22 protein-coding genes and 3 pseudogenes are annotated in these 22,278 nt (G+C 35.8%); 18 read left to right on the top strand and 7 right to left on the bottom strand.

All coding sequences use genetic code 11. From position 1 onward, the window contains the following. Window positions 1–4 precede the first annotated feature (4 nt). The 4 genes from AAIB49_RS13160 to AAIB49_RS13145 all read left to right on the top strand — a co-directional run bounded on the left by AAIB49_RS13160 (window position 5) and on the right by AAIB49_RS13145 (window position 3,393). On the top strand, window positions 5–847 hold the full coding sequence (locus tag AAIB49_RS13160) for a hypothetical protein (protein WP_339216610.1): 843 nt from the start codon (window positions 5–7) through the stop codon (window positions 845–847). 92 nt (window positions 848–939) lie between these two features. After that, window positions 940–1,848, top strand: coding sequence for an ABC transporter ATP-binding protein (locus AAIB49_RS13155; protein WP_343458285.1), 909 nt, complete (start codon window positions 940–942; stop codon window positions 1,846–1,848). Then, window positions 1,841–2,599 (top strand): ABC transporter permease, encoded by a 759-nt coding sequence (locus tag AAIB49_RS13150; RefSeq protein ID WP_339216607.1) that lies wholly within the window; start codon window positions 1,841–1,843, stop codon window positions 2,597–2,599. The genes AAIB49_RS13155 and AAIB49_RS13150 overlap by 8 nt, the downstream gene beginning before the upstream one ends. 47 nt (window positions 2,600–2,646) lie before the next feature. After that, on the top strand, window positions 2,647–3,393 hold the full coding sequence (locus tag AAIB49_RS13145) for a class I SAM-dependent DNA methyltransferase (RefSeq protein ID WP_339216605.1): 747 nt from the start codon (window positions 2,647–2,649) through the stop codon (window positions 3,391–3,393). 946 nt (window positions 3,394–4,339) lie between these two features. On the opposite strand, the pseudogene AAIB49_RS13140 reads toward AAIB49_RS13145, so the two are convergent. Next, window positions 4,340–4,621, bottom strand: a pseudogene (locus AAIB49_RS13140) (ATP-binding protein); the annotation flags it as partial. Window positions 4,622–4,668: 47 nt separating this feature from the next. Here AAIB49_RS13140 and AAIB49_RS13135 point away from each other — a divergent pair. The 5 genes from AAIB49_RS13135 (at window position 4,669) to AAIB49_RS13115 (ending at window position 8,602) form a co-directional block, all read left to right on the top strand. Further along, complete coding sequence (locus tag AAIB49_RS13135; RefSeq protein ID WP_343458284.1) at window positions 4,669–5,220, top strand: DUF3533 domain-containing protein; 552 nt, start codon at window positions 4,669–4,671, stop codon at window positions 5,218–5,220. 281 nt (window positions 5,221–5,501) lie between these two features. Then, on the top strand, window positions 5,502–6,167 hold the full coding sequence (locus AAIB49_RS13130; RefSeq protein ID WP_343458283.1) for a hypothetical protein: 666 nt from the start codon (window positions 5,502–5,504) through the stop codon (window positions 6,165–6,167). Between the two features lie 107 nt (window positions 6,168–6,274). Then, window positions 6,275–6,913 (top strand): Mu transposase domain-containing protein, encoded by a 639-nt coding sequence (locus tag AAIB49_RS13125; RefSeq protein WP_343458282.1) that lies wholly within the window; start codon window positions 6,275–6,277, stop codon window positions 6,911–6,913. Next, the gene (gene istB / locus AAIB49_RS13120; RefSeq protein ID WP_339213243.1) at window positions 6,910–7,665 is read left to right on the top strand and encodes an IS21-like element helper ATPase IstB; all 756 of its coding nucleotides are present in this window, start codon (window positions 6,910–6,912) and stop codon (window positions 7,663–7,665) included. Before AAIB49_RS13125 ends, istB (AAIB49_RS13120) begins: the two co-directional genes overlap by 4 nt. Before the next feature lie 325 nt (window positions 7,666–7,990). Beyond that, window positions 7,991–8,602: a Type 1 glutamine amidotransferase-like domain-containing protein gene (locus AAIB49_RS13115; protein WP_343458281.1), complete on the top strand. Its 612-nt coding sequence runs from the start codon at window positions 7,991–7,993 to the stop codon at window positions 8,600–8,602. A gap of 29 nt (window positions 8,603–8,631) precedes the next feature. Here AAIB49_RS13115 and AAIB49_RS13110 read toward each other — a convergent pair. The 4 genes and pseudogenes from AAIB49_RS13110 to istA all read right to left on the bottom strand — a co-directional run bounded on the left by AAIB49_RS13110 (window position 8,632) and on the right by istA (window position 12,342). Then, window positions 8,632–9,645, bottom strand: a pseudogene (locus AAIB49_RS13110) (IS1595 family transposase). Between the two features lie 49 nt (window positions 9,646–9,694). After that, window positions 9,695–10,042 carry a hypothetical protein gene (locus AAIB49_RS13105; RefSeq protein WP_343458280.1) on the bottom strand — a complete coding sequence of 116 codons (348 nt, stop codon included), beginning with the start codon at window positions 10,040–10,042 and terminating at the stop codon, window positions 9,695–9,697. Between the two features lies 1 nt (window position 10,043). Next, window positions 10,044–10,799 (bottom strand): IS21-like element helper ATPase IstB, encoded by a 756-nt coding sequence (gene istB / locus AAIB49_RS13100; RefSeq protein WP_343458279.1) that lies wholly within the window; start codon window positions 10,797–10,799, stop codon window positions 10,044–10,046. Next, window positions 10,796–12,342: pseudogene (gene istA / locus AAIB49_RS13095) on the bottom strand (IS21 family transposase). Before istA ends, istB (AAIB49_RS13100) begins: the two are co-directional and overlap by 4 nt. Window positions 12,343–12,697: 355 nt before the next feature. On the opposite strand from istA, the gene AAIB49_RS13090 reads away from it, so the two are divergent. The 4 genes from AAIB49_RS13090 to AAIB49_RS13075 all read left to right on the top strand — a co-directional run bounded on the left by AAIB49_RS13090 (window position 12,698) and on the right by AAIB49_RS13075 (window position 15,632). Beyond that, on the top strand, window positions 12,698–13,066 hold the full coding sequence (locus AAIB49_RS13090) for an ABC-2 transporter permease (protein ID WP_343458278.1): 369 nt from the start codon (window positions 12,698–12,700) through the stop codon (window positions 13,064–13,066). Between the two features lie 280 nt (window positions 13,067–13,346). Then, window positions 13,347–13,571, top strand: coding sequence for a hypothetical protein (locus AAIB49_RS13085; RefSeq protein ID WP_186871021.1), 225 nt, complete (start codon window positions 13,347–13,349; stop codon window positions 13,569–13,571). A gap of 12 nt (window positions 13,572–13,583) precedes the next feature. Then, window positions 13,584–15,020, top strand: a complete 1,437-nt coding sequence (locus tag AAIB49_RS13080; RefSeq protein ID WP_343458277.1) for a sodium:solute symporter family protein — start codon at window positions 13,584–13,586, stop codon at window positions 15,018–15,020. An 18-nt stretch (window positions 15,021–15,038) separates the two neighbouring features. Continuing rightward, window positions 15,039–15,632, top strand: a complete 594-nt coding sequence (locus AAIB49_RS13075) for a hypothetical protein (protein WP_343458276.1) — start codon at window positions 15,039–15,041, stop codon at window positions 15,630–15,632. A gap of 57 nt (window positions 15,633–15,689) precedes the next feature. On the opposite strand, the gene AAIB49_RS13070 is transcribed toward AAIB49_RS13075, so the two are convergent. After that, the gene (locus AAIB49_RS13070; RefSeq protein WP_339216591.1) at window positions 15,690–16,385 is read right to left on the bottom strand and encodes an LrgB family protein; all 696 of its coding nucleotides are present in this window, start codon (window positions 16,383–16,385) and stop codon (window positions 15,690–15,692) included. Beyond that, the gene (locus AAIB49_RS13065; RefSeq protein WP_339216589.1) at window positions 16,355–16,759 is read right to left on the bottom strand and encodes a CidA/LrgA family holin-like protein; all 405 of its coding nucleotides are present in this window, start codon (window positions 16,757–16,759) and stop codon (window positions 16,355–16,357) included. The genes AAIB49_RS13070 and AAIB49_RS13065 overlap by 31 nt, the downstream gene beginning before the upstream one ends. Window positions 16,760–16,934: 175 nt before the next feature. On the opposite strand from AAIB49_RS13065, the gene AAIB49_RS13060 reads away from it, so the two are divergent. The 5 genes from AAIB49_RS13060 to AAIB49_RS13040 all read left to right on the top strand — a co-directional run bounded on the left by AAIB49_RS13060 (window position 16,935) and on the right by AAIB49_RS13040 (window position 22,142). Further along, window positions 16,935–17,372, top strand: coding sequence for a MarR family winged helix-turn-helix transcriptional regulator (locus tag AAIB49_RS13060; protein WP_343458275.1), 438 nt, complete (start codon window positions 16,935–16,937; stop codon window positions 17,370–17,372). A 935-nt stretch (window positions 17,373–18,307) separates the two neighbouring features. Next, complete coding sequence (locus tag AAIB49_RS13055; RefSeq protein WP_343458274.1) at window positions 18,308–20,404, top strand: tetratricopeptide repeat protein; 2,097 nt, start codon at window positions 18,308–18,310, stop codon at window positions 20,402–20,404. 55 nt (window positions 20,405–20,459) lie between these two features. Then, window positions 20,460–20,909 (top strand): SDR family NAD(P)-dependent oxidoreductase, encoded by a 450-nt coding sequence (locus tag AAIB49_RS13050; protein WP_343458298.1) that lies wholly within the window; start codon window positions 20,460–20,462, stop codon window positions 20,907–20,909. 538 nt (window positions 20,910–21,447) lie between these two features. Further along, a complete protein-coding gene (locus tag AAIB49_RS13045; protein ID WP_186871034.1) occupies window positions 21,448–21,783 on the top strand; it encodes a hypothetical protein in 336 nt (111 codons plus the stop codon). Window positions 21,784–21,854: 71 nt separating this feature from the next. Next, on the top strand, window positions 21,855–22,142 hold the full coding sequence (locus AAIB49_RS13040) for a hypothetical protein (RefSeq protein WP_186871035.1): 288 nt from the start codon (window positions 21,855–21,857) through the stop codon (window positions 22,140–22,142). Window positions 22,143–22,278: the final 136 nt, after the last annotated feature.

Raw genomic sequence — 22,278 nt, 5'->3', positions numbered from 1 at the left:
TTAGTTGTATTTAGTCTTAAAAGCAGAATACACCGTTATCAATGAAGAAGAATTTATTATTTCCCATTTATTCGAGGAGCTACATCGTTCCATAAAAGTTAGTAGTAAAATAGATAAAGAGCTATTAGTTCAGAAATTATTGTATGGATTCAGTATGCCTAAGGATAAGAAGGCGTTATCCCAAGAAGAAAAACTAATGATAATGCTAAGTAAACAATTAGAGGAACTAATATTCTTAACAGAGGATGAATCTGATTATAGAAGAGAGGTAAATATTCGAGGTGTTTTACTAGCTGCTAAGAAGAGTGGGGTTGAACATTCTATTATTAAAGATTATTATGATACGTTTCATGATCAAAAAGTCTATACCTTAGACGATAATCAGGAACTTATCACCTATTTTAAAAGAGAGGGATTATCTCAAATTATCCCAACCTCTAGAGAAAACATTGCCTCTATTCATCGAGGGAGCATTCTCTTAATTAATGAAAAGAATTTGCCATATGTTCAAAGTGTAAAAGACAATAAATATTTAGTTTACTCACTTGATAAATTAAGGTTAGGTCCTCTTCTAGTTCCAGGTACTACGATATGTTTAAAGTGCTATTACAACAATTATACTTTAATAAATAATGTGGAAAATGGTTATCCTATATATTATCGAAACTTTATATTAAATTTTCTTGTGAACACGGTATATTTTTGTTTAAATGACTTACATAAATCTTTAGGAACAGATGTAGGTCTCCCTATAAGGAAATGTTATCAACTAGCAAATCCCCAATTATCAGTTTCTGTAATGAATATCTATAAAACTAGTGATTGTAGTCTATGTTTCCAATTATAAGATATTCAGATTCTTTGAAGATAAATGTAAAAATTCTAAGATAAACTGTTGCATTAGTTGTGACAAATAATCTAACAGAAGGAGTTTTTTATATGATAAATATACAGAATCTATCAAAAAGCTATGGTAGGAAACAGGTCCTAAAAGATACTAGTTTCACTGTTAATAATGGAGAAATTTTTGCAATCCTTGGCCATAATGGTGCAGGAAAAACGACCCTTATTAAATGTATCATGAAGCTGATCCCTTATAGTGGAGAAATTGATTATGAGTTCCCAGAGAAGGATATTTACAAGAATATTAGCTTGCAAATGCAATCGTCAGTTTATGAAGAAGGGGCAAAGGTTTACGAAATATGTAATCTATATAAGCAACTTCAAAAAAGTGACATTGACATAGATGAATTACTGGATGAATTTGATTTGTTATCCTTTAAAAAGACTAATATAAATAACCTTTCTGGTGGTGAAAAGCAAAAGTTATCAATATTACTCACTCTTATTAACAAGCCCAAAGTAATAATTTTTGATGAAATTACAACTGGTTTAGATATAGTAGCGAGAAGAAAAGTTTGGGGTTTAATTAAAAAGGTTAATCAAGAGTATAACACAACTATTATCTTAACAAGTCATTTCTTAGATGAAGTAGAGTACTTAGCAAATCGGATTGTTATCTTGGAAAAGGGTGAAGTGACTTTAAAAGGTAGTGTTGGGGAAATAGTACAACAAACATTTGGAAATAAGAAAAAAATTAGTTTTGTAGTACCTAATTTAGTTCCAAATGTAAAGGATGGTCTTTTAGAACAAGAATTAGGAATTGTAACAAGAGATGGTAATCGATTTATGATTGAATACGATGCAGAACAGGAAGCGGAAATCCTAGAAAAGATTAAGGAAAGTAATGGAACAGATATCTATATTAAGAACTATTCATTTGAAGATGCATTCTTGAAAAATTTAGGATATGTCATTAACGAGAAAGGTGAAATTACACATGAATAAGATGATAGTTTTTTCAAAATATCAGACGAAATTATTGTTGAGAAATTATAAGACGACGGCGATCGGTTTTTTAATGCCAGTGTTAATGTTTGTTATTTTTAGTAATGTATTTTCAGATATAGATATTACAGGAACACAATTTACAATAGTAGATTATTTATTGCCTGCGTTCATTCCTATCATTATTATCAATGCAGTTATTGTCATTTACGGACAATATTTAGCTTTATATGAAGAACAAGGAAACCTATTAAAATATAGGCTTCTAGGCTTAAACCATGTTACGATTTCATTTGGAATATTTCTAGCAACTCTCATCTTTCAAATCATAGCCATACTGCTACTAGTCATCACTGCTATGATTATATCCGATGTTCCTATACCTTTTGATAATGTTTTATCGGTTATTATAGTGCTAACTGTGATCAACTTATTTCAGTATGCAATTGTTTATCTTGTTTCAGCAATAACAACTAAAAGTGCAACATATCAATCGATTGCTTTAATATTATTTAACTTTCAAATGTTTTTAGGGGGATTAACATTTCCACCTGAAATGTTTCCAAAATTTTTACATACATTAGTCGAGTTTATTAATCCTATCTATTATGGCTTAATTGCGATGAGGGGTGTTTGGACGGAAAAGGCAAGTGTATTTTCTTATTACCAAGAATTAGGGTTATTATTAATTTTAACTACTGTATTCATTGTTTTTGCCACTATTATCAAGAGAAGAAAGGCTTTAATTTGATTCCTTTTACTATTGGTGGGTAATAAATTATAAGGGGGGTACGTATTATGAATTACGGAAAGAGTTTTGCAGATGTATATAGTAAACATTTGATTCATTTTTCTGTTCAAGTAGCTCCACGAATATATAAATATATTTCTACTAAAAGCAATAAAAAGGAAGTTTTGGATTTATGTTGTGGAACTGGACAATTAGCATATTATTTTTTAACAAAAAATTTTAAGGTTACAGGTATTGATATTTCTAACGATATGCTTTACCATGCCAAAGAGCTGAGCAAACAATTTATTGAAATAGGTAAAGCAGAATTTTATAATGATGATGCAAGATATTTTTCGTTAAATAAAAAATTTCCTAATATTGTATCAACCTATGATGCGTTAAACCATTTAGAAGATGAACAGAGCCTTATACAGTGCTTTCAACAAGTATATGAACATTTAGAAGATGATGGAATATTCATTTTTGATCTCAATACGAAACTTGGTCTATCTAAAGGGGGAACATTTATTAGGGAAGAAGAGACACTATTTAGTGTCGCCCAAAGTATGTTCGAACCTTTAAGGAAAAAAGCATTTACAAGGTATTATGGATTCGTCAAGAATGACGATTCACCTGACTATTATAAATATGATGAAGTGATATATAATACAATCTTCAAAATGGAAGATGTTAGGGAATATCTTTATAATGCCGGTTTTGGTTCAGTTGAATTTGCGCATTTAAATAATTTATTTAAGATTGTTGAAGAACCAGAGAGCGAAGAAAGAGTATTTATTATAGCTACCAAATAATAGATTAACCGTCAATTATACAATACCTTAAAAATCCTTTACTTGAGGTGAATGTCTAGCATGAAAAAATATATAAGGAATGCTATAGTCGCTTCTTTAATAGTAGTCATAATAACGAGCTTGTTTAGTTATTGGTATCGTGGGCATATTTATTGGTTAGATTTAATAAATTCTGCCATAGGGACATTCATAATCTGGGCATTTTTGTTTCCACTTGTTTATAAATTAACTGACAGTTGTCGGAAAGAATAAATGCAAAGATAGCTTTAATCACTTTTTATGAGTAAAAAAGGAAGAAAATATAGACTTGATTACTACATTTACATAGCAGGGTATCTACACTTCACGCTCCGGGACTTGCATTATGAGGGGGAGTCGGATAGTGGGGTTGGAAGATGTTGATGAGGTTGGCTAGGATTTTGTGGTAATAACCGTGGGTGCTATATGTATAAGCTCTATATGGTATAACATTACCGTAGAACAGCACCTTCTATTTCAACATTTATTTGCTTGAATGAGATGTGGCTGAACATAATCTCAACGGGTAAGAGGATGACATTGAGATAATAAAGATACAACTTCAATAAACGAGGTTCTATATTGCTAAAAGAGGCTACCCATTGTGGGTAGCTTTTTTATTAGTATTGAATGAACATTTTGTTTAACTTCATTGATAAAGTATGCAGGGTATTCCTCGTAATCTAATGATCTAGAGCGAATTTGGTAGAGTTCATCATCAGTCAAATATAAGGTTACATTTAGAATAATACCGAATAAACTGTATCCGTCAAATAAATCCCAATTTATTGGTAATAATAGGAATTTTAGTAAAGTATAGCTTGTATAGCCCTATCTTACAATACGCTCCGGGTTCTTAAATATATAATAAATAATCTCGCCTGTGAAAGGTTGTAACCGTCAAGTAGAATTTAACAGTTTTTGATAATTAATTTTTAACACTTTGCTCATCAAAAATCGTTCTTCGATTTTTCATACGATAGCTATCTTCATTTAATTTAATGATTTCTGCTCTTGATGCAATACGATCTAAAATCGCTGCTGTTATAGCTGGATCACCAATCAATTCTCCCCATTCTTTTGGGGATTTGTTTGACGTTAGAATAATAGATGATTGATTGTATAGGTCATTTATTAGGTGAAAGAATAGATTAGCTTCTTGTTGTGTCATCGCCATAAACATTAAATCATCAATTATGACAAGGTTGCTGTATAGACTATTATATTAATCAGTCTACAGCAACTTTAACCAAACAAATGATGGAGAAAATAGCAGGTAATATAACAGGGCAAGTAAATCAGCAGGTACAACAAGCAATAAAAATTCAAATAGCAGACCACGTACCTCAAATGCTAGCAGAGCAGTCAGAAAATAAACATGTGGTAGAACAAGTTACAAGTCAATTAATTGATATACTGCAAAGCAGTAGTAATCCTAGTATTCATGAAAATGTTATCAAAATCAATGATAAAGAAGGATTTGTTCCAACGATGGTACCGTTGTTAATTGTATTAGCTTCCTATATTGGTGCTATGCTGGTTAGCCAACATCTACAATTATCAGAAGGAAAATTAACGACCATGCATAGTAAATCATCCCTTTTTATAGGAAGACAAATAATTAATGTACTTGTAGCAATTGGTGTATCACTATTAACCGTTTGCTTAATGTATTTGTTTCACATTGATATCAATCAAAACTTCTTGGTTCTATGGGGCTTTCAAGCACTGTTAATGTTTAGCTTTTTAACCTTATCTCAAGTTTTCGTCATGTTATTTGGGAATATCGGTATTGATTATTGCGGATGAATTGAGCCACTTATGCGGAGTTTTGAGCCACCAATTGCGGAGATGAGAGCCATCTTCTGCGGAATATAGAGCCACTATAGAATAGCCTCTTGTATAATGAAGTAGCATGCAGACATGCATGACATTATTATACAGGAGGTTTTTTTATGGTTAATTGTCGTAAGATTCTGGAACTGTATTTCGAAGGAGTCAGCCAGAGAACCATTAGTTCTAGCACTGGACATTCAAGAAATACAGTCTCTGATGTCATTCGACGCGCTAAGAAATTAGGTGTAGAACGTTTGAACGACACCATGACCAATCCATGGCTAGAAGCGTTTCTCTTTCCAGAGAAACAGGCTATTGAGAAAGGTTATTTTCCAGTTGACTGGGAGAAAGTTCATAAGGAACTGCAGAAGAAGAATGTCACTTTGGCTTTATTACATCACGAGTATGCAGTAGAGGCGCGTGATGGTGGCAAGATTCCTTATGCCTATCGAACCTTTTGCGAAAACTACGGGAAGTATGCGAAGAAATATAAACTCACGATGCCTATACGCAGAAAACCAGGTGAAGTTATGGAAGTAGATTGGGCTGGCACAACGCTTGAGATTATGGATCGTTCAACAGGAGAAACCATTCCAGCGTATGTTTTTATTGGGACCCTGCCTTACAGTCAATACAGTTACGTAGAGGCATTTCTAGATATGAAATCACCTAGTTGGTTAACGGCTCACATCCATGCCTTGGAGTATTTTGGGGGAGTTCCGGAAACTTTGGTTCCGGACAACCTAAAAACAGGAGTTACCAAAGCGCTTAGGGGGATCCTATCCTCAATGAAGCCTATCGTGAACTTGCAGATTATTATCGAACAGTCATCGTTCCTAGTCGTGTTCGAAGACCGAAAGATAAAGCCAGTGTTGAAGGAACAGTTGGTTATATTTCTCGACAGATTATCGCTCCTTTAAGAAACTATCAGTGTTTTCATATCGAAGATTTAAACCAGAAAATCTTTGACAAGTTAGAAGAAATTAATACGATTGATTTTCAAAAGCGACCAGGTTCACGAAAAAAAGTGTTTGAGGAAGAAGAGAAATCCTACCTTCAACAGCTTCCTCAAACAAGGTACAAGCTTACGGAATGGAAAACAGCAAAAGTTCAACTGAACTACCACATCCAAGTTGAAAGAATGTATTATTCCGTTCCCTATGATTATGTCCGAGAGTCTGTCGATATACGACTAACTACGGATTTAATTGAAGTTTACTTCAAAGAGGTGAGAATTGCATCCCATAAACGATTAAAAGGTGAGATTGGTCAGTATTCTACGAATACAGATCATATGCCTGATAATCATCGGTTATATCTGGAACATAATCCTGAAAATAATCGGAAGTGGGCTGAAACGATTGGATCATCTATGACGCAATTTGTCTCTTATATTTTGGAAATGAACGTGGAGAAAAAAGCATTAAATATCCTTAGTACATTAAGAAACTTATCTACTAAATACACAAAGATAGAAATGGAAAAAGCAACAGAAACATTACTTGAGATATCAACAAACCCCACGGTTTCTGTTTTAAAAGGCGTGCTAGAAAGAAATAAAAAACGAAAACTAAAACAAAAAGTAGCAACTAATAGCCATAATACCGACTCCAATGACTTTGGATTTGTACGTGGTGCTCAATACTTTGGGAGGGATAATAAATGATGAATCAAGAGACTTTACGTAAATTAATAGAAATGAAAATGGGTGCAATGGCAGAATTATACCAGCAACAGGGGAAGAATAAAGAATATAACAGTATGGATTTTGATGATCGTTTCAATCTACTGGTAGATTACGAGTATGATCGTAGAAAAACAAATAAACTAGAACGGTTAATTAAGCAGGCAACATTCAATGAACCAACAGCAGCTATCGAAGATATTGAATATCATCCAGATCGTAAGCTAGACAAAAATCTTATTCTAGAATTAGCAACAGGGAACTATATTCAAAACCATCATAACATCATTTTAATGGGTGCATCAGGCAATGGAAAAACGTGGATAGCCAATGCATTTGGTGTTCATGCTTGTCGCCAGTTTTATAAAGTAAAATATGTTAGATTACCAGAATTACTTGATGAATTAGCTGTAGCAAAATACGAAGCAGATGGTAGCTTCCGGAAGTTAATTCAAAAATACAGAACCGTAGATTTATTGATTCTTGATGAGTGGTTACTAACAGAGCCTTCAGAGGAAAATGTGCTTCATATATTGGAGATTATTGAGGCAAGGTTAAAGAGAGCATCTACTATTTTCTGTTCTCAATACTCTCCGGAAGGATGGCACGCAAAACTAGGACAGGCACAGATAGCTGATGCGATTCTTGACCGTATTGTTCACGATTCTTATCAGATTCTTTTGGATGGTGATGTTTCTATGAGAGAACGTCATGGACTGGTGGGATCTAAATGATTCCGATAGAGGTTGAACATCGTATAGCTACGTATTTTCTTCACAGGTGATTACGGCCACGGGATTTTACCACCAGTGACATGTTTTTTACCAATGTTCGCCAACTAATTTACCACTATTCGCCAATACATGTACCATTAAAATGATCACTTTTTGGCTAAATGAAAGCCACTACCCGCAGATAGTGGCTTAATTATTGGGATTTTAATTAAAGGCTGTTTTCGTAAAGAATGTTGTTTTTTGATAAAAATTCTTGATTCTCTATTTTTTCTGTTAAAATAAGGATATCTAATACGAAATAGAAAATAGAATAGGGCTGATTATAGTGAAATTGTTACTAACCTCTAATGGTTTTTACAATAGTGCTATCAAAGAGGAATTTTTAAAACTCATTAAGGGCAAACCTAACGAACTGCACGTTTCCATTGTCACAACTGCATCGCCACAAAAGGATAATAATAGGTTTGCTCAGAAGGCGAAAGAGGACTTTAAGGATATGGGGTTTCAAAACATCGATTTCATTGATATAGAGTTTGATAACCCAAAAAGTCTTGCACATAAGGATGTCATATATATCAATGGTGGTAATCCATTTAATTTGTTATTTCACACTAAACAGAGTGGGGCAGATAGTATCTTTCGTAATTTAGTGAAAAAAAATGTTGTTATTGTAGGTGTGAGTGCTGGTGCTATTCTACTTGGTCCAAACATTAAAGTCGTTCATTTCTTCACACCGCAAATGAATGCATTAAATACTAAGGATTTTTCTGCATTAGGCTTAACGGACAAACTTGTTTTTCCTCACTATGACCGAGAAGATTTGTTCAAGGATAGTACAAACAAGACAATTGAAGATAGACTAAAAGAATTTGAAATCCTTGAAAGATGCGAAGTTACGAGATTAAAGGATGATGAATATATCACAATAGAAAAGTAAATTATTGACCTCCAATTAGAGGTCTTTTATTATGCACTTCTTCTGAACATCTCAACTGTCGTATAGTTAGATTTATGGACAGCACTAAATAAAAGTTGCTTCACTCGTTCTTTGTGAGCCACCTTTTTGCTGTGTTCAAGGTATCTGAACCAAAACAAGTAGTTATCAAGATATTTGGTTGCCACACCTTGAAAACGATTCATAAATTGTTTTAGCCGTTTGTGATAAGCATTAACGTGTTGAATATGGAAGATAGATTTTTTCACATAAATACCTTTCCGCATATTCACCATTTCGTGCTGCAAGCCCTTATCTTTTGCGAATTTCTTGTAGTTTGTCGCTGTATCGGAGCATAACAAAGCAGAGGTGTCGATATAATCTCCTAACACCTTATCTATATCTGTTGATTTAATACGACCTTTTCCAGCCATTTGAGAAATGACTTGTCCATTTCGGTCTTGTGCGACAAGAACACAAACCTGTTCTTTCGAAATGCCTCTTTTAGTAGCGACACCGCCACGCTTACGAGGTTTTCTATGAATAATAGACTTCTTCCCTTTGTCGCTTTCCTAGAAAAAGGTTTCATCACTTTCAACAATCCCTTTTAAAGTTTGATTGCCTAATGAACGGAGAGCATTCAAGATTTTATGTCGCCAATAAAAAGCCGTAGAAATATGGATATCTAAAGCCTCAGAGATTTTAGGTAGCGTATAACCTTCTACCATCATTTCAAAGTATTTAAGCCATTTATGAGGATATCGAGAACCTGCCAATGGAGTATTGGTCATATCGTTAAAGGTCTTTCCGCAGTCCTTGCACAAATATCGTTGTCTCGCACGATATTTGCCATTCTTCTTGACCGATACGCTTCCACAATGGAGGCAAGCCAAACCGCCAGAAAAACGAGTTTCACGAATATCTTTTAGCATCTTCGCAATATCTTCTCGTTCTTCAGGGAATAAGTCTTGTTTCATTGCTTCAAATAACGCTAATTGCTCTGATTTTGATAGGTCGCTAAAATCACGATAAACGTGTCTCCACATCTCTAAACACCTCCATAAATGGCATTATATCAGCCTATTTATAGTATGGTCAAATAGCAACAATATATACGAAAACAGCGTAATTAAAAGGACTAATGCCTAATTCAAATTCCAAAAGTGTTTTTTCCCACCTTAATTTGTCATTCTCTACTTCCAGTCTTTCAACTAGGGTTCTTAGTCTTTCAATCTTAGTTTTATCATCAATACCTTTCTCATCAGCTGTTCCTACTAAACTTAGATTATATAAGAAATCCACAACCTCTGATAAATTTATTTCATACTCATCATTGATTACGGTGGCCATTAATTTACCTTCTTCAATCCATTTTTCAACTGTGTATCGATCACAATTTATTTTATGTTCTTGAAGTAGAATTATAGTTTCTAATATTGTCATATTATACTTCCACACCCAATCCATGACGCTCACGCATAGAAACTTCTCCGTCAATTAGTATTTGATAGGAGTCATGGATAATACGGTCTAAAATAGCCTCCGCAATCGTTTCATTTCCTAATTTTAAATGCCATCCACTAGGATGAATTTGGGAACAGAATATAGTTGAAGCTATTTTATGACGCGCTTCGGTGATTTCTAGTAGAATTGCTGCTTCATCGGTTGATAAATCCGTCAATAACCATTCATCAAGTATGAGTAGATCAACTTTCGTATATTTTTTAATACATTTCCGGTAACTGCCGTCTGCAGCTAATTTTGCGAGTGATAGTTCATCTAGTAATTCTGGTAAGCGAATGTATTTTACTTTATAAAATTGACGACAAGCAGCTACTCCAAATGCACTAGCTAGATATGATTTGCCTGAACCAGTTGGACCTTTTAATATAATATTGTGACTATCGTGGATATAGCTCCCGCTAGCCAGTTTCAAAATCAACTCCTTATCTAATCTTCGATCCTCATGATATTCTATATCTTCTATAGACGCATTTGAGTTTAAGAATGTAGCTGTCTTTATTAACCGTTGAAGTTTATTACTTTTGCGACGGGAATATTCTAAATCAACGAGTAAAGAAAGGCGATCTTCAAAACTCATCTTTTGAAAATCTTTGTTTAATGCTTGTTCCCTATATGCTTCAGCCATACCGCTCAATTTCATTTCGTGTAACTTTGTTAAGGTTTGTTCATTCATCATTTGTTCGTTCCCCCATAATAAGAAGCTCCACGTGTGAAGCCATAGTTATTTTTACTAATTTCTGTTTTGCGTTTTAGTTCTTGCTCAGCGTCATTCTTTTTATTGTTCTTTAAAATTGTTTGTATACTTTTGACCGTCGGTCTTTTCGTCATAGAAATAATCATTTTACAGGAACGTTCAATTTCATACTTTGTGTAACGACGTTCAGATTTTTTCAACGAAAATATGGATTGTAAAGCTAGTTTTTCTGTTTGCGAAGTATCTAGAATGAATTGAACAACGTTCAAGGTTGATGGTCCGATACTTTCAGCCCATTCAATCACAGCTTCTGGAGTTTGATCTACGAATAACTTGTGATTATCAGGCATATGATCACGAATAGTAGATATCTGACCAAACTTCCCATATAATCGTTTATGAGAAGCTATCCGCATATGATTGAAAAAGATTTCTACTAAGTTATCAGAAAGCTTCACTTCTACTTGGCGATTGATATATTCATATGGAACTGAATAAAACATACTTTCAACAGAGATGTCATAGTCTGGACGTACTTTCGCTGTCTTCCATTCAGACATTTTATACGGCGAAGCAGGAAGAGGGGAAAGCGCAAATTTCTCCTCTTCTTCAAATGCTGACCAACGACTTCCCTTTTTGCGAGTAAAGGGACGTTGATTGAATTCATCTAATTTCCTCAAAACTTCTTCGTTCAATTCATCGACACTGAAACATTGATTATTTCTTAGCGCTGCAATAATCCAGGTAGAGATAGCGCCAATAGAGCCTTCAACACTTGCCTTATCTTTCGGAGTACGAACCCGCGCAGGCATGACCACAGTATTGTAGTAATCTGCCATTTCCTTATAAGTAGGATTTAAGACCAATTCACGTGAGGTATGTTTTGTCACGCCCGTTTTAAGATTGTCCGGCACTATAATTTGTGTAACACCACCAAAATACTTATACGCATTGCTGTGGGCATTAATCCATGAATGCAAATCCATCGATAATGTTGCTTCCGCATACGATAACTGACTGCACGGCAGTGTCGCAACGAAAATATACGCCTTTATTTTCTCCCCAGTATCTCGATCGATGATGAAAGCGGTAGTTCCTGCCCAATCGACTTCCATGATCTCCCCTGGTTTTCTACGAATGCGCATTGTGGCTTTGAACTTATCTGCATACTTACTGTAATGACGCAAAAAACTACGATATGAGTAAGGAATCTTATTGTTCGCCCGGCACTCAGTTTCATACTCATGATGAAGAAGTGAAAGCGTCACATTAGGCTTTGCCAACTCTTCATGAATATAATCGAAGTTCAATGGCTTCCTGAAGCCTCCAAACTCTTTTCTGGAAAAAGGAATTCCTCAATCCATCGATCCGTCATTACCTCCTCTAATGGGCAAACCAAGCCCTTCTTTTCGGCAAGACGAATGACTTCTGTTACTTTTTGTCGAGAGTTGCCGGTACTTGCTGCAATACCCCTTAGGCTGATTCCCTCATCATAAAGTTCCAAAATCTTTCGATAATGGATCATAAAAAAATACCTCCTATATAAATAATGTCACACCCATAGGTGTGCCCATTAATTATACAAAGGTATTAGTGGTAAACGCTTGTCATTTGATGGTACATTTTTTGTCATTCGGTGGTAAAAAACATGGCAAGGTTGGTACATTTCATTGGCCGTAATCACACAGGTATTTGCCTAGCGAGGTAATGATTAAAGTTGAAGAAAAACTATTACCTACTTGCATAAGGACTGCAGATGAGGATTTAGATTGCGATGAACTTGTGAAATGGGCAATTGAGATTATTGATAGCCTATTAGAGAATAACAAATTCAGATAAGATAACAGCCACTCAAGCGGACTTCCGTTAGAGTGGCTCTCTTGTCCGCACTTAATGGCTCAATCTTCCGCAAACACTGGCTCAAAAGTCCGCACAGCTGGCTCAATCTATCCGCAATACTCATCGGTATGATTTTCAATATTGCCTTAACCGCATCACAATTAGTTAGTTCAGGAGCTATTGTCCCACGTGAATTATTGTCTTCTTTTTATCAGGGACTTGGTGATTTACTTCCAGCGACATATGGGGTTAATAGCTATTTCAGTCTAATTTATGGTGGAGGTAATGTATTGTTAGATATGAAGTATTTAAGTATCATTATTGCTTCTCTTCTGGTTGTAACAATTTTCGGAAAAATAATCCAACATTTATGGAAGAGATTACAGCCAATTAGAACGACTGAGAGTTAATAATTGAAAAGTTGAGATATGTTTGCACTTTATATCCAATAGTTTAACCCTATAGTTTTATTAATAGGATGTTTTCTTCTTTGCTATTAATGAGAAATACACTAATAAATGGTTCGAATCATTGATTTTGATGATTAGAGCCATTTTTACTTTCTAATTAGAACCTAACGTCAAGACTTAAAAGCAACTCCCCACATAATCTCTCCGAATAATCCACTATCTTTTCACATACTCATGTAGATAAGACAAGTTTTGCAATTCGAAAACAGGAGGTGTACAAATGGCATCTAACTCTAAATTTAAAGACCCAGGGTTTATCTTAACGATAGTATTAGTTCTCTATGCAGGCTTTGTATTCATCTGGTGGCCGACAGACATTTATGTTGCTGGGATTTCTTTGGTTGGATGGTTGATGTTTATCGGTTTATTCTTCTGGTTTTTATTAGCGATTATTTATTGTCTTTGGATTGAAAAGCGAGAGAGGGAGAAAAATAGATTAGGATAGGAGGGGATAGTGATGCGAACTACAGAAGCTATTATTCTTTTTATTTATTTAATTGTTATTACTGTGATTGGTATTTACTTTTACCGAAGAGCACGGCGATCGGAAAGTGATTATTTTACTGCTGGACAAAGTATCAATACTTTTGTTGGCGCATTTGCTATTTTTGCTGCAGTAGCTAGCTCTAGTTCTTTGATGGGGGCAGTTGGGTCTGGGGTTGCTTTAGGAGTACCTTACTTTTTTACGTATGCATTTGGTGTTATTGCAATTATGCCATTTGCGATGTTTTTAATTTCAGGACAAATTCGCCGTTCTGGTGCGAAAACGATGCCAGATTTTTTTAACCAACGATATGGAAAATCAGTCCAAATTGTTTCCGCTGTTATTGTTGTAATTGGAATGACTTTTTATATGGTACCACAGTTAACAGCATCTGGTCTTATCGGCTCCTATGTACTCGGAATAGATTATACAACGGCCGTTATCGTACTTGGATTGGGCTTTACTATATATGCGGCATTAGGTGGGATGTGGGCTATTACCTATACGGATCTTTTACAAGGTGCGATTATGCTGGTAGGAATTGTCGTACTTGCTGGATTTATTTTAGTTGATCATAGTGGCCTTAGTTCCTTAATTAGTGATGCTCTCGCAGTGAGCCCGACATTTGGAGATATTACACAGCCTTGGATGTCCTATTTCGGTCTATTTATTGCATTTCTATGGTTTGGCATCATTTCGCCATCTGTCGTCATGCGTAATTTTGCTTCTCGTGATGCCAGAACTGCTCGGCGTTCTGCTATGTGGGCATGTTTATTATATTTAACATTATTTATATCAGGCTTCATGGTGACATCTGCTGGCGCAAGTTTAGGAATTATTGAATCGTTAGATAGAAGTGATATGATTTTTGTTTCTGTTGTGGAACATTATTTGCCGCCGATTTTGGGTGGAATTATGCTGGCAGGGCTTATGGCAGCAATTATGTCCTCTGCGGACGCCATGCTATTAGCTATATCCGCAGGGATAGCACATGATATATACAAAGGACATATTAATAAACAGGCATCAGAACGATTTGTCACGGGATTAGGGCTTGTCGTTATGATTATTGCGAGCGTTGTCGGTGTCATTATCGCAATTGATCCACCAGGGTTGATTGCTATCATGGTTGGTTGGGTCGGCGGATTCTTATTATCCTCTTTCGGATTCCCACTAGTACTAGGACTTTGGTGGAAACGGGCAAATACAACAGGGGCTCTCGTCGGGATGGTAGGAGGAGCACTCACCTTCTTGATTCTTATTATTGGACAATGGCTCCCTACCAATGCAGAACCAATAATTGGTGCGCCTGTCTCATTATTTTTAACCGTTATCGTTAGCTTAATGACGAAACCACCAGCTAAGGACATACAAGACCGAGTGGATTACTATCATGGTCATTTAAACTAATGAAGAGGGTGATGAATCATGCATGCAATAGAAAGCAAAAGAAGATCCATCCAACGAATTGGAACGGAAAATAGGATAAGTGAAGTCGAACTTTACCAATATATTTATAAAAGTCTTGGACTAGGCCATAAATTCAATAAGTCTATTACGATCAAACATTTAATCGACTCTACTACAGAAAAGAAATTGATCTATCATCCCTTTTACATTGCGAAAACCATTGTCATTGCAGAACGCCCACCATTTCCTCCGAGAAGAACACCGAATCTTATTTTTGTAGATGGGGTTTCAGGTTATCGAGGGGTGTTTTCTAAGGTACCACCATTAACAAGGGAAGAGTTGGAACCGGATTACCTAGTACCTGTTCGGATTCCAGATGAACATAGTGCAGTAAACTATGTAAGGGATGTACAGCAGAAACAAATAAATCGTTCTTATGTATTAAAGAAGCCAAAACATGAAATCAGAGAAATCACCTTAAATTACTTGCCGTTATGGAAAGTAGCAGTGAAAAGTGAGCTAGTTAAGGAGATATTTTATATAAATGCTAATACGGGTGAGTCGGAGAAATATATGAGCAGAAGATGGCGAGAAGGTAAGGATTTGTTATAGGAAAAGGGACATGGGGAAGAAGCGTATCCCATGTCCTTTATCATGTTATAAATTCTGTTAAAAAATATGAAATGCCCACGCTACAATTGGACCAAATATAGTGCCAAATACAGCATTCAATGTCATAGAAACAGAACTCATAGAACCAGCTAATTCCCCATACTCAAATGTTTTTGCAGTACCTAAGGCATGGGAGGAGCTACCGAAAGCAATTCCCTTTCCAAGGTAACTGTCGATACGACTCCATTTCAGAATATGAGGTCCCAAAATGACACCTGATAGACCAGCAATCATGACGAACACAGCAGTCATGGAAGGTATCCCGCCTAGTCCAGATGAGATTTGTATTGCAACGGGGGTAGTGATGGACTTCGGCAGAATAGACAAAATTAAGTCTTCCCCAATGCCAAAAGCTTGAGCAAATAATAATCCACTTACCATTCCAAATATCATTCCAGTGAATACACCAGTAACGATGGGAAGAATATTTTCAATAAGTACTTTTCGATTTTTGTAGAGTGGATACGCTAGTGCTACAACACCAGGGCCAAGTAAAGCATTAATCCATTTTCCACCAATCATGTACTCCTCATAGGAAATATGAGAAAGTGTTAATAGTACTACTAATACTATTGTAGTCGTAAGAACTGGAAGAAACACAGGATAAGGTAAATACTTGTATATCGTTAACATAGCAAAATAAATCCCTACCGTTAGGAGGACTATACTGATTGCGATAAGTGTTTGTTGCATTTTTTTCGCTTCTTTCGTGATGTTGATTTCTTCTCGATGAGCTGACTCGTATATCCAGCAGCAATCATCGTTACGATCGTACTCATGATAATTATGAAAAATAGAATTCCACCATCTATAGAGAATAATGATGGATATTTTATTATACCGACCATAGCGGGAATAAATAATAAAGGTAGTAAAGCAAGTAAAAGACCTGCCCCATCAGCTATAAAGCTAGCAGGCATAAGCTTACAAGATAAGCAAATTAATAATAGAATTAGACCGATAATACTGCCTGGTATTGGTAAATTCAGTACGTTGTGTAGTACATCGCCAACAAATGAAAACATAAATAAAATAGCTATTTGTAAAATAACCCGTATTCCTTTCATAAAAAATAAGTTGTCCTTATATTTGGAACAACTTGCCCACCTTCTTTATCTTTAGTATGGATAAAAATATATATTTTTCTTTAATTACTTGTATAATGCAACTACATAATTGTATTATACAAGTAGTTGGGTTTTTGTCAATGGATTAAGAAAGGATATATAGGGGGGGAAGCTGGTGCAAAAAGGAACTAAAAAAGCAATCGAGCGGATAGAATATGAGATTACAACCTTTATTCGTCATGCTGTTTACAAGGAAAAAACAGACAAGAAAATAGGATTTCTAGATAGATCGATATATTTGTTACTGCGGAATTTAGAAGAGTCTGGACCAGCAAGATTAAAAACATTGGCTGAACGTTTTAAGTTAGATATATCAACACTTTCTAGACAAGCATCAACTGCCGAAGCAAAAGGGTTCATTTCCCGTTCTAAAGATTCATCAGATGGGAGAGGAAGTGTATTCCAAATTACCCCACTCGGTAGAGAAAATTTACTCGCTGACAAAAAAGGAAGAATAGAACGATTCCAAAATATGTTACAAGAATGGTCCGTAGATGAACAGGAATTGTTTGCTGATCTATTAAGCAGCCTTAATGATTCCTTTATTGAATAGTCTTATATGAACCCGCTTTTAAATCATGCGTACGTTAAATGGCACGGAAAAAGAAGGACATTTCCGTGCCATTTTTGTAGAATATATGAACATTTGGGAGTAGTTTAGGAAGGGGGAATATGCACCAAGTGAAGCGTACATGTGCCCAAATCTGGATTAGATAAGCCCAAGTAAAGTGGATATGCATCCAAACCTGGATCAGATGCGCCCAAGTAAAGTGGACATGCGCCCAAAATTGAGAAAGATGATTCCAAGAAAAGTGAACATGCACCCAAAATTGAGAAAGATGATCCCAAGAAAAGTGAACATGCACCCAAAATTGAGAAAGATGATCCCAAGCTAAGTGAACATGCGCCCAAATCTGGATAAGATGCACCAAGAAAAGTGAACATGCACCCAAAATTGAGAAAGATGATCCCAAGCTAAGTGAACATGCGCCCAAATCTGGATAAGATGCACCAAGTGAAGCGTACATGCACCCAAACCTGGAAAAGAGGATCCAGAGTAAAGTGAGCATGAGCCCGAAATTGAGAAAGATGAGCCCAAGAAAAGTGAACATGCACCCAAACCAGAGCAAGATGATCCCAAGCTCAGCGCACATGAGCCCAAACCCTAGAAAGATGCGCCCGCACCAATTGAACATGACCCCACACCAAGCGAGCATGCACCCAACCCTCAAAAAAGCACCCAACCCAAATCTGAGCCTTCACCATTTAAGCCACCCCACTAGAAATCCCCTTCCCAGTTCACTCAAACTTAAAGTTTGGAAAAAATTATCATTCCCCTTCACCCCATAAACAAGTGTAATAATACGAATATAGTAACGGTGAGCTTTATATAGTAGTAATGTGTGAAGATTTTTTGTAACCGAAAATGATTTCTATAAAGGTATAAACACCGTAACGATAAAATTAATTACAATGTGGGGGATTAACGTGACAACAGAGAATCAACTAATTAATAAATCCTATTATGAAAATATAGTGGATCAGAATAATAAGGAGCATCCAATTAAAGTGTTGGGTGATATGTACATGGAGGAGATGAAGAAAGAACGTCCAGAACTATCCTCCATTCGATATGCTCAAGGAGAAGTGTATTTTTTAAATAATGATTTTGAAGCGGCTATTTATAAATGGCAACATCCTTTAGATGAAAAATTTATTCCATGGGCACAGAAAAATATAGCGGATGCTCATTTTGAAATGGGTTTATGGGATCATGCAGAAAAATTTTACAAGGAAGTAGAAACCGAGTCGATAGACTTGAAGACGGAGGTACTACTCCAGCTTTTTTCACTTTACATACAACAAGGGGAACAACAAAAAGCAGTTGATGCAATTAAGAACGCTGTTACATTAAATCCGGATTATCCAAGTGTGACGGAAATTGCACAGACGTACTTTGAGGATATTAAGGATTGGGATCATGCAGTTGAATTGGCAGTAAAGGAGGCAATCCGAACAAAGTCACTTTCCTGGATCACGATATTAGAAGAGTATGTAGGGAGAGGACTTACTGCCCATTATGGCCCAAACTATTTTAACGAGGTATTAGTCACCGTATTAGATATGGACAAATACCGATTTGAAAGCCTTACTGAAATATTGTGGGACAGCTATCGACAAAGTGAATTCTATCTTCATTGGCTAGAAGAAATTAACGAGCTTTTATTGAATAATAGTATCGAAGAATCGTATATGTGGAAGAAGCTTCCGAACCTATTTAAAGATGCTTACTTTGAATTAATCAGTGGAAGGTTTCTAATAAAAGAGATTTCTACATTAATTCAAAAGCATTTATCAAACTGGTTAGAAATATCATCTACATCTGATACATTAATCTCTTCATCGGCTGTTCTGGCTTGGAATGATATTTTTCCTTCCGACCTGCAAGCAACACTGATTAATGAAGCAGAATACTATTTTGCCAATTCTAACGTCAGTCAAAACAACCGGCAAGAGGGGATTAAACTATATGAGTCCATTAAGAAATGGGCAGAGAAAGAGGGCTTGTTAAATGATTTAGAAGTATTTATGGAGCCAATGTTAGAGGAGTACAACATCGATGTGGCAAGTCCATCCAAAATACGGAATATTATAAAGGCTGCGATAGAATTTCTGATTGAAAAACGTATAGAAGTCTTACAAGAAATTATGGATAAGATTCATTGGAACGAAGAGCTACTTACAAGACTTCATGATATACAAAGTCAGCTGCGTGATATGGAAGTCGAAGAAGCGAGAGGTGTAACGGATTCATTCAGTCAGATAAAACAGGATGCCATACAACAAATCAAGCGAAAGCTGCCTGAAATAATTCGCAATTGCTCTGAACTAATAAAGGAAGATAGTGATTTTGGCAAGCTTCATGTGGACCTGAATAACGAAATGAATAAGCGGATTGCGAATTATATGGAAAGGACGGCTCTATATGATTTTAAACATGCAATTGCAAGCTGGATAAAAAATTCCGAAGAAGTATTCAATACTTATCAATTGAATCTAAATGAAATGAGTGAAGGCTTTAATTACCAATATGGGGAGGAAAAGCTTAAATTAGAAGGTGATTTTAAAGTATTGGATGATTGGCAGAGGGACATGGAGCGGATAACGAGGGGAATGCTTCATATTGAGAAAGTGAATATCTTGATGCGTAACAATCCGTCTCAATTATTGTTAAAAGGAGCAGGGAAACTGTTTGGTTCCATTTCAAAAGGTAATGATAAATTGTACAGCAAATATAGAAGCTATATTGAAAATGGGGATTACAGTGAAATAACCGAGAAAATCATCCAACCGTTTATCCAACAGGTAGAATTGTTTGAGGGCTCGATAGAATGGGATATTAGTAGATTTTTCGCAAATTCCCATGAGGTGATAAATAGTGTAAATGAGGAATTACAGGGAGATATCGCCAAACATACGGATTCTCTAGAAATAATGAGAGAAAAACCGGAATTCTATCGTGATCCACTTACCTTATTTGATTTAAAGCTTCGTCAATATGAGTTAATGAATACGATAAGTTAATGGAAAATTGACCCAGAGTGTGAACACGAGCTCTGGGTCATTATATTATCGAATTATGTTTCTCTGTTATTATAATGTAACAGGTGTGTTTTTAGGATTAAAACATGTTATAAAGCAAATGGAAAAGCAAGGATATGGGTCCATTATCAATACAGCATCAAATGCCGCTTACATAGGGGCTGCCGGCATGGCAGGATATATAGCCTCTAAGCATGCTGTTGCAGGATTGACTAAAACAGCCGCTCTTGAAGTAGCTTCTAGTGGTATTCGCGTGAATGCGGTAGCACCTGCTGCCGTCGATACACAGATGTTATCCGGTATTCAAAAGAACATGAATCCGGATGATCCTGAAGGTGTTGGAGAAGCACTTAAACAAGGTATCCCATTAGGTCGCTTTGGCACACCAAGAGATGTAGCAGAAGTCGTGTTATTCTTGGCTTCTGATAAAGCTTCATTTGTAACAGGCTCATTATATAATGTTGATGGTGGAATGCAGGCGGATTAAGAGACTAGTTTGCCATTTGAACTTTAAAGGCTATTCATTTTCTGTTTATGAACCAGTTGGAAACGCCTCGTTATTACTATTGTAGTTAAACCGATAGCAAAATAATATCCTAAATAAAAGGTAATATTTACGAATAATGATAAAAATAACTTATTATAGAACGATTATCGACCCCCGAACGTTAGAGTGAAAACTAGCTTTCGGGGTTTTTTTAATGGCTAAGTGCAGTGAGGAATTTAAAATTAAGCTCATCCCCAAGTGTTTATTATATAGAGGTATATCTAATATATATGACGAGGGTAACTGATTTTGAAAGGGATTTATCCAATGTTATTATTCCCGGACTTTTAGCAACAAATAAAAATAGGCCTTTTCTATTCTTTAGGAAAGAATAACTTATAGGGGATTTATACTAGATTAATAACGTATTTATTTCAAAAATATATCTTTGACTATAGTTTAATAGGGAGTTCATCTAAGCATATGATATCTATTTGAATATAATATAGCGACTATTACAAAAAGGAGGGAATAATCTATGAGTAACGTATGGAGAAACCCAAGTATCTTTGGGGATAGTGGAAGAGGGTCTGGTGACTCTAGATCAAGAAGTAATTCAAAAAGTAATTCAAGAAGCGATGCTGATAATGAACTAGATTTTAGAAGTGATAATGAAGTAGATAATGATACTGATGTTCGTGTTAAAGATAAAAATACGAATGTTGCAAGGGCTAGAGTTGAAAATAGTGGTAATTCAAGAGTAGATCTAGACATTAATGTAGATAGTGAATCACGTGCTAGAGTACGTGCTAGGTCCGAAGCGGATTCTGATCAGGACCAAGATCAAAGACAAGATCAAGATTTTGATTTCTAATGAGTCTTTGCGAGGGATACTTGATACAGTATCCCTCTATTTAAATTTATCAACAAGAGGAGTGAATGATGTTGGAAAAGCGAATAGAAAATAAATTAAAAACGCTGATAGACAAGAGTGGAAACTCTGATATAGATCTTGTTGTAAATATAGAAACAAAGGCAATAGCTTATAGTGTTTTATGCGGAATTTATGCTAGAGGAGATATAAATGAGGAGGAACTAGAAAGAGCCGTTGAAAAATTAGATTCATTGATTGAGCGGGATAAGAGAAAACAAAGAGAAAGAAATCAAGTATTGGAATTTAACCAGAACCATAGAGAAAATTCAAAGCGAACTTCAAGAAGAAAATGGATTTAAACATTTTCTTCTTTTGTGCGCTTGGCAGCGCTCCGAACTTAAGGGTGAAAGTCCCAAACACGCCGTAGTGGCGGAAGTGTATAGCTGACAGGCAGTGCATGCTCGTGAGGGAATGTGCGGAGGGCTTGAAGGCAAA

Origin of the sequence: Ornithinibacillus proteolyticus (assembly GCF_039581225.1) — a bacterium.
GTDB classification, from domain to species: Bacteria; Bacillota; Bacilli; order Bacillales; family Amphibacillaceae; genus Ornithinibacillus; species Ornithinibacillus massiliensis.
Note: the sequence above shows the minus strand (reverse complement) of the source record. Positions and strands in the feature narration are given on the sequence as shown.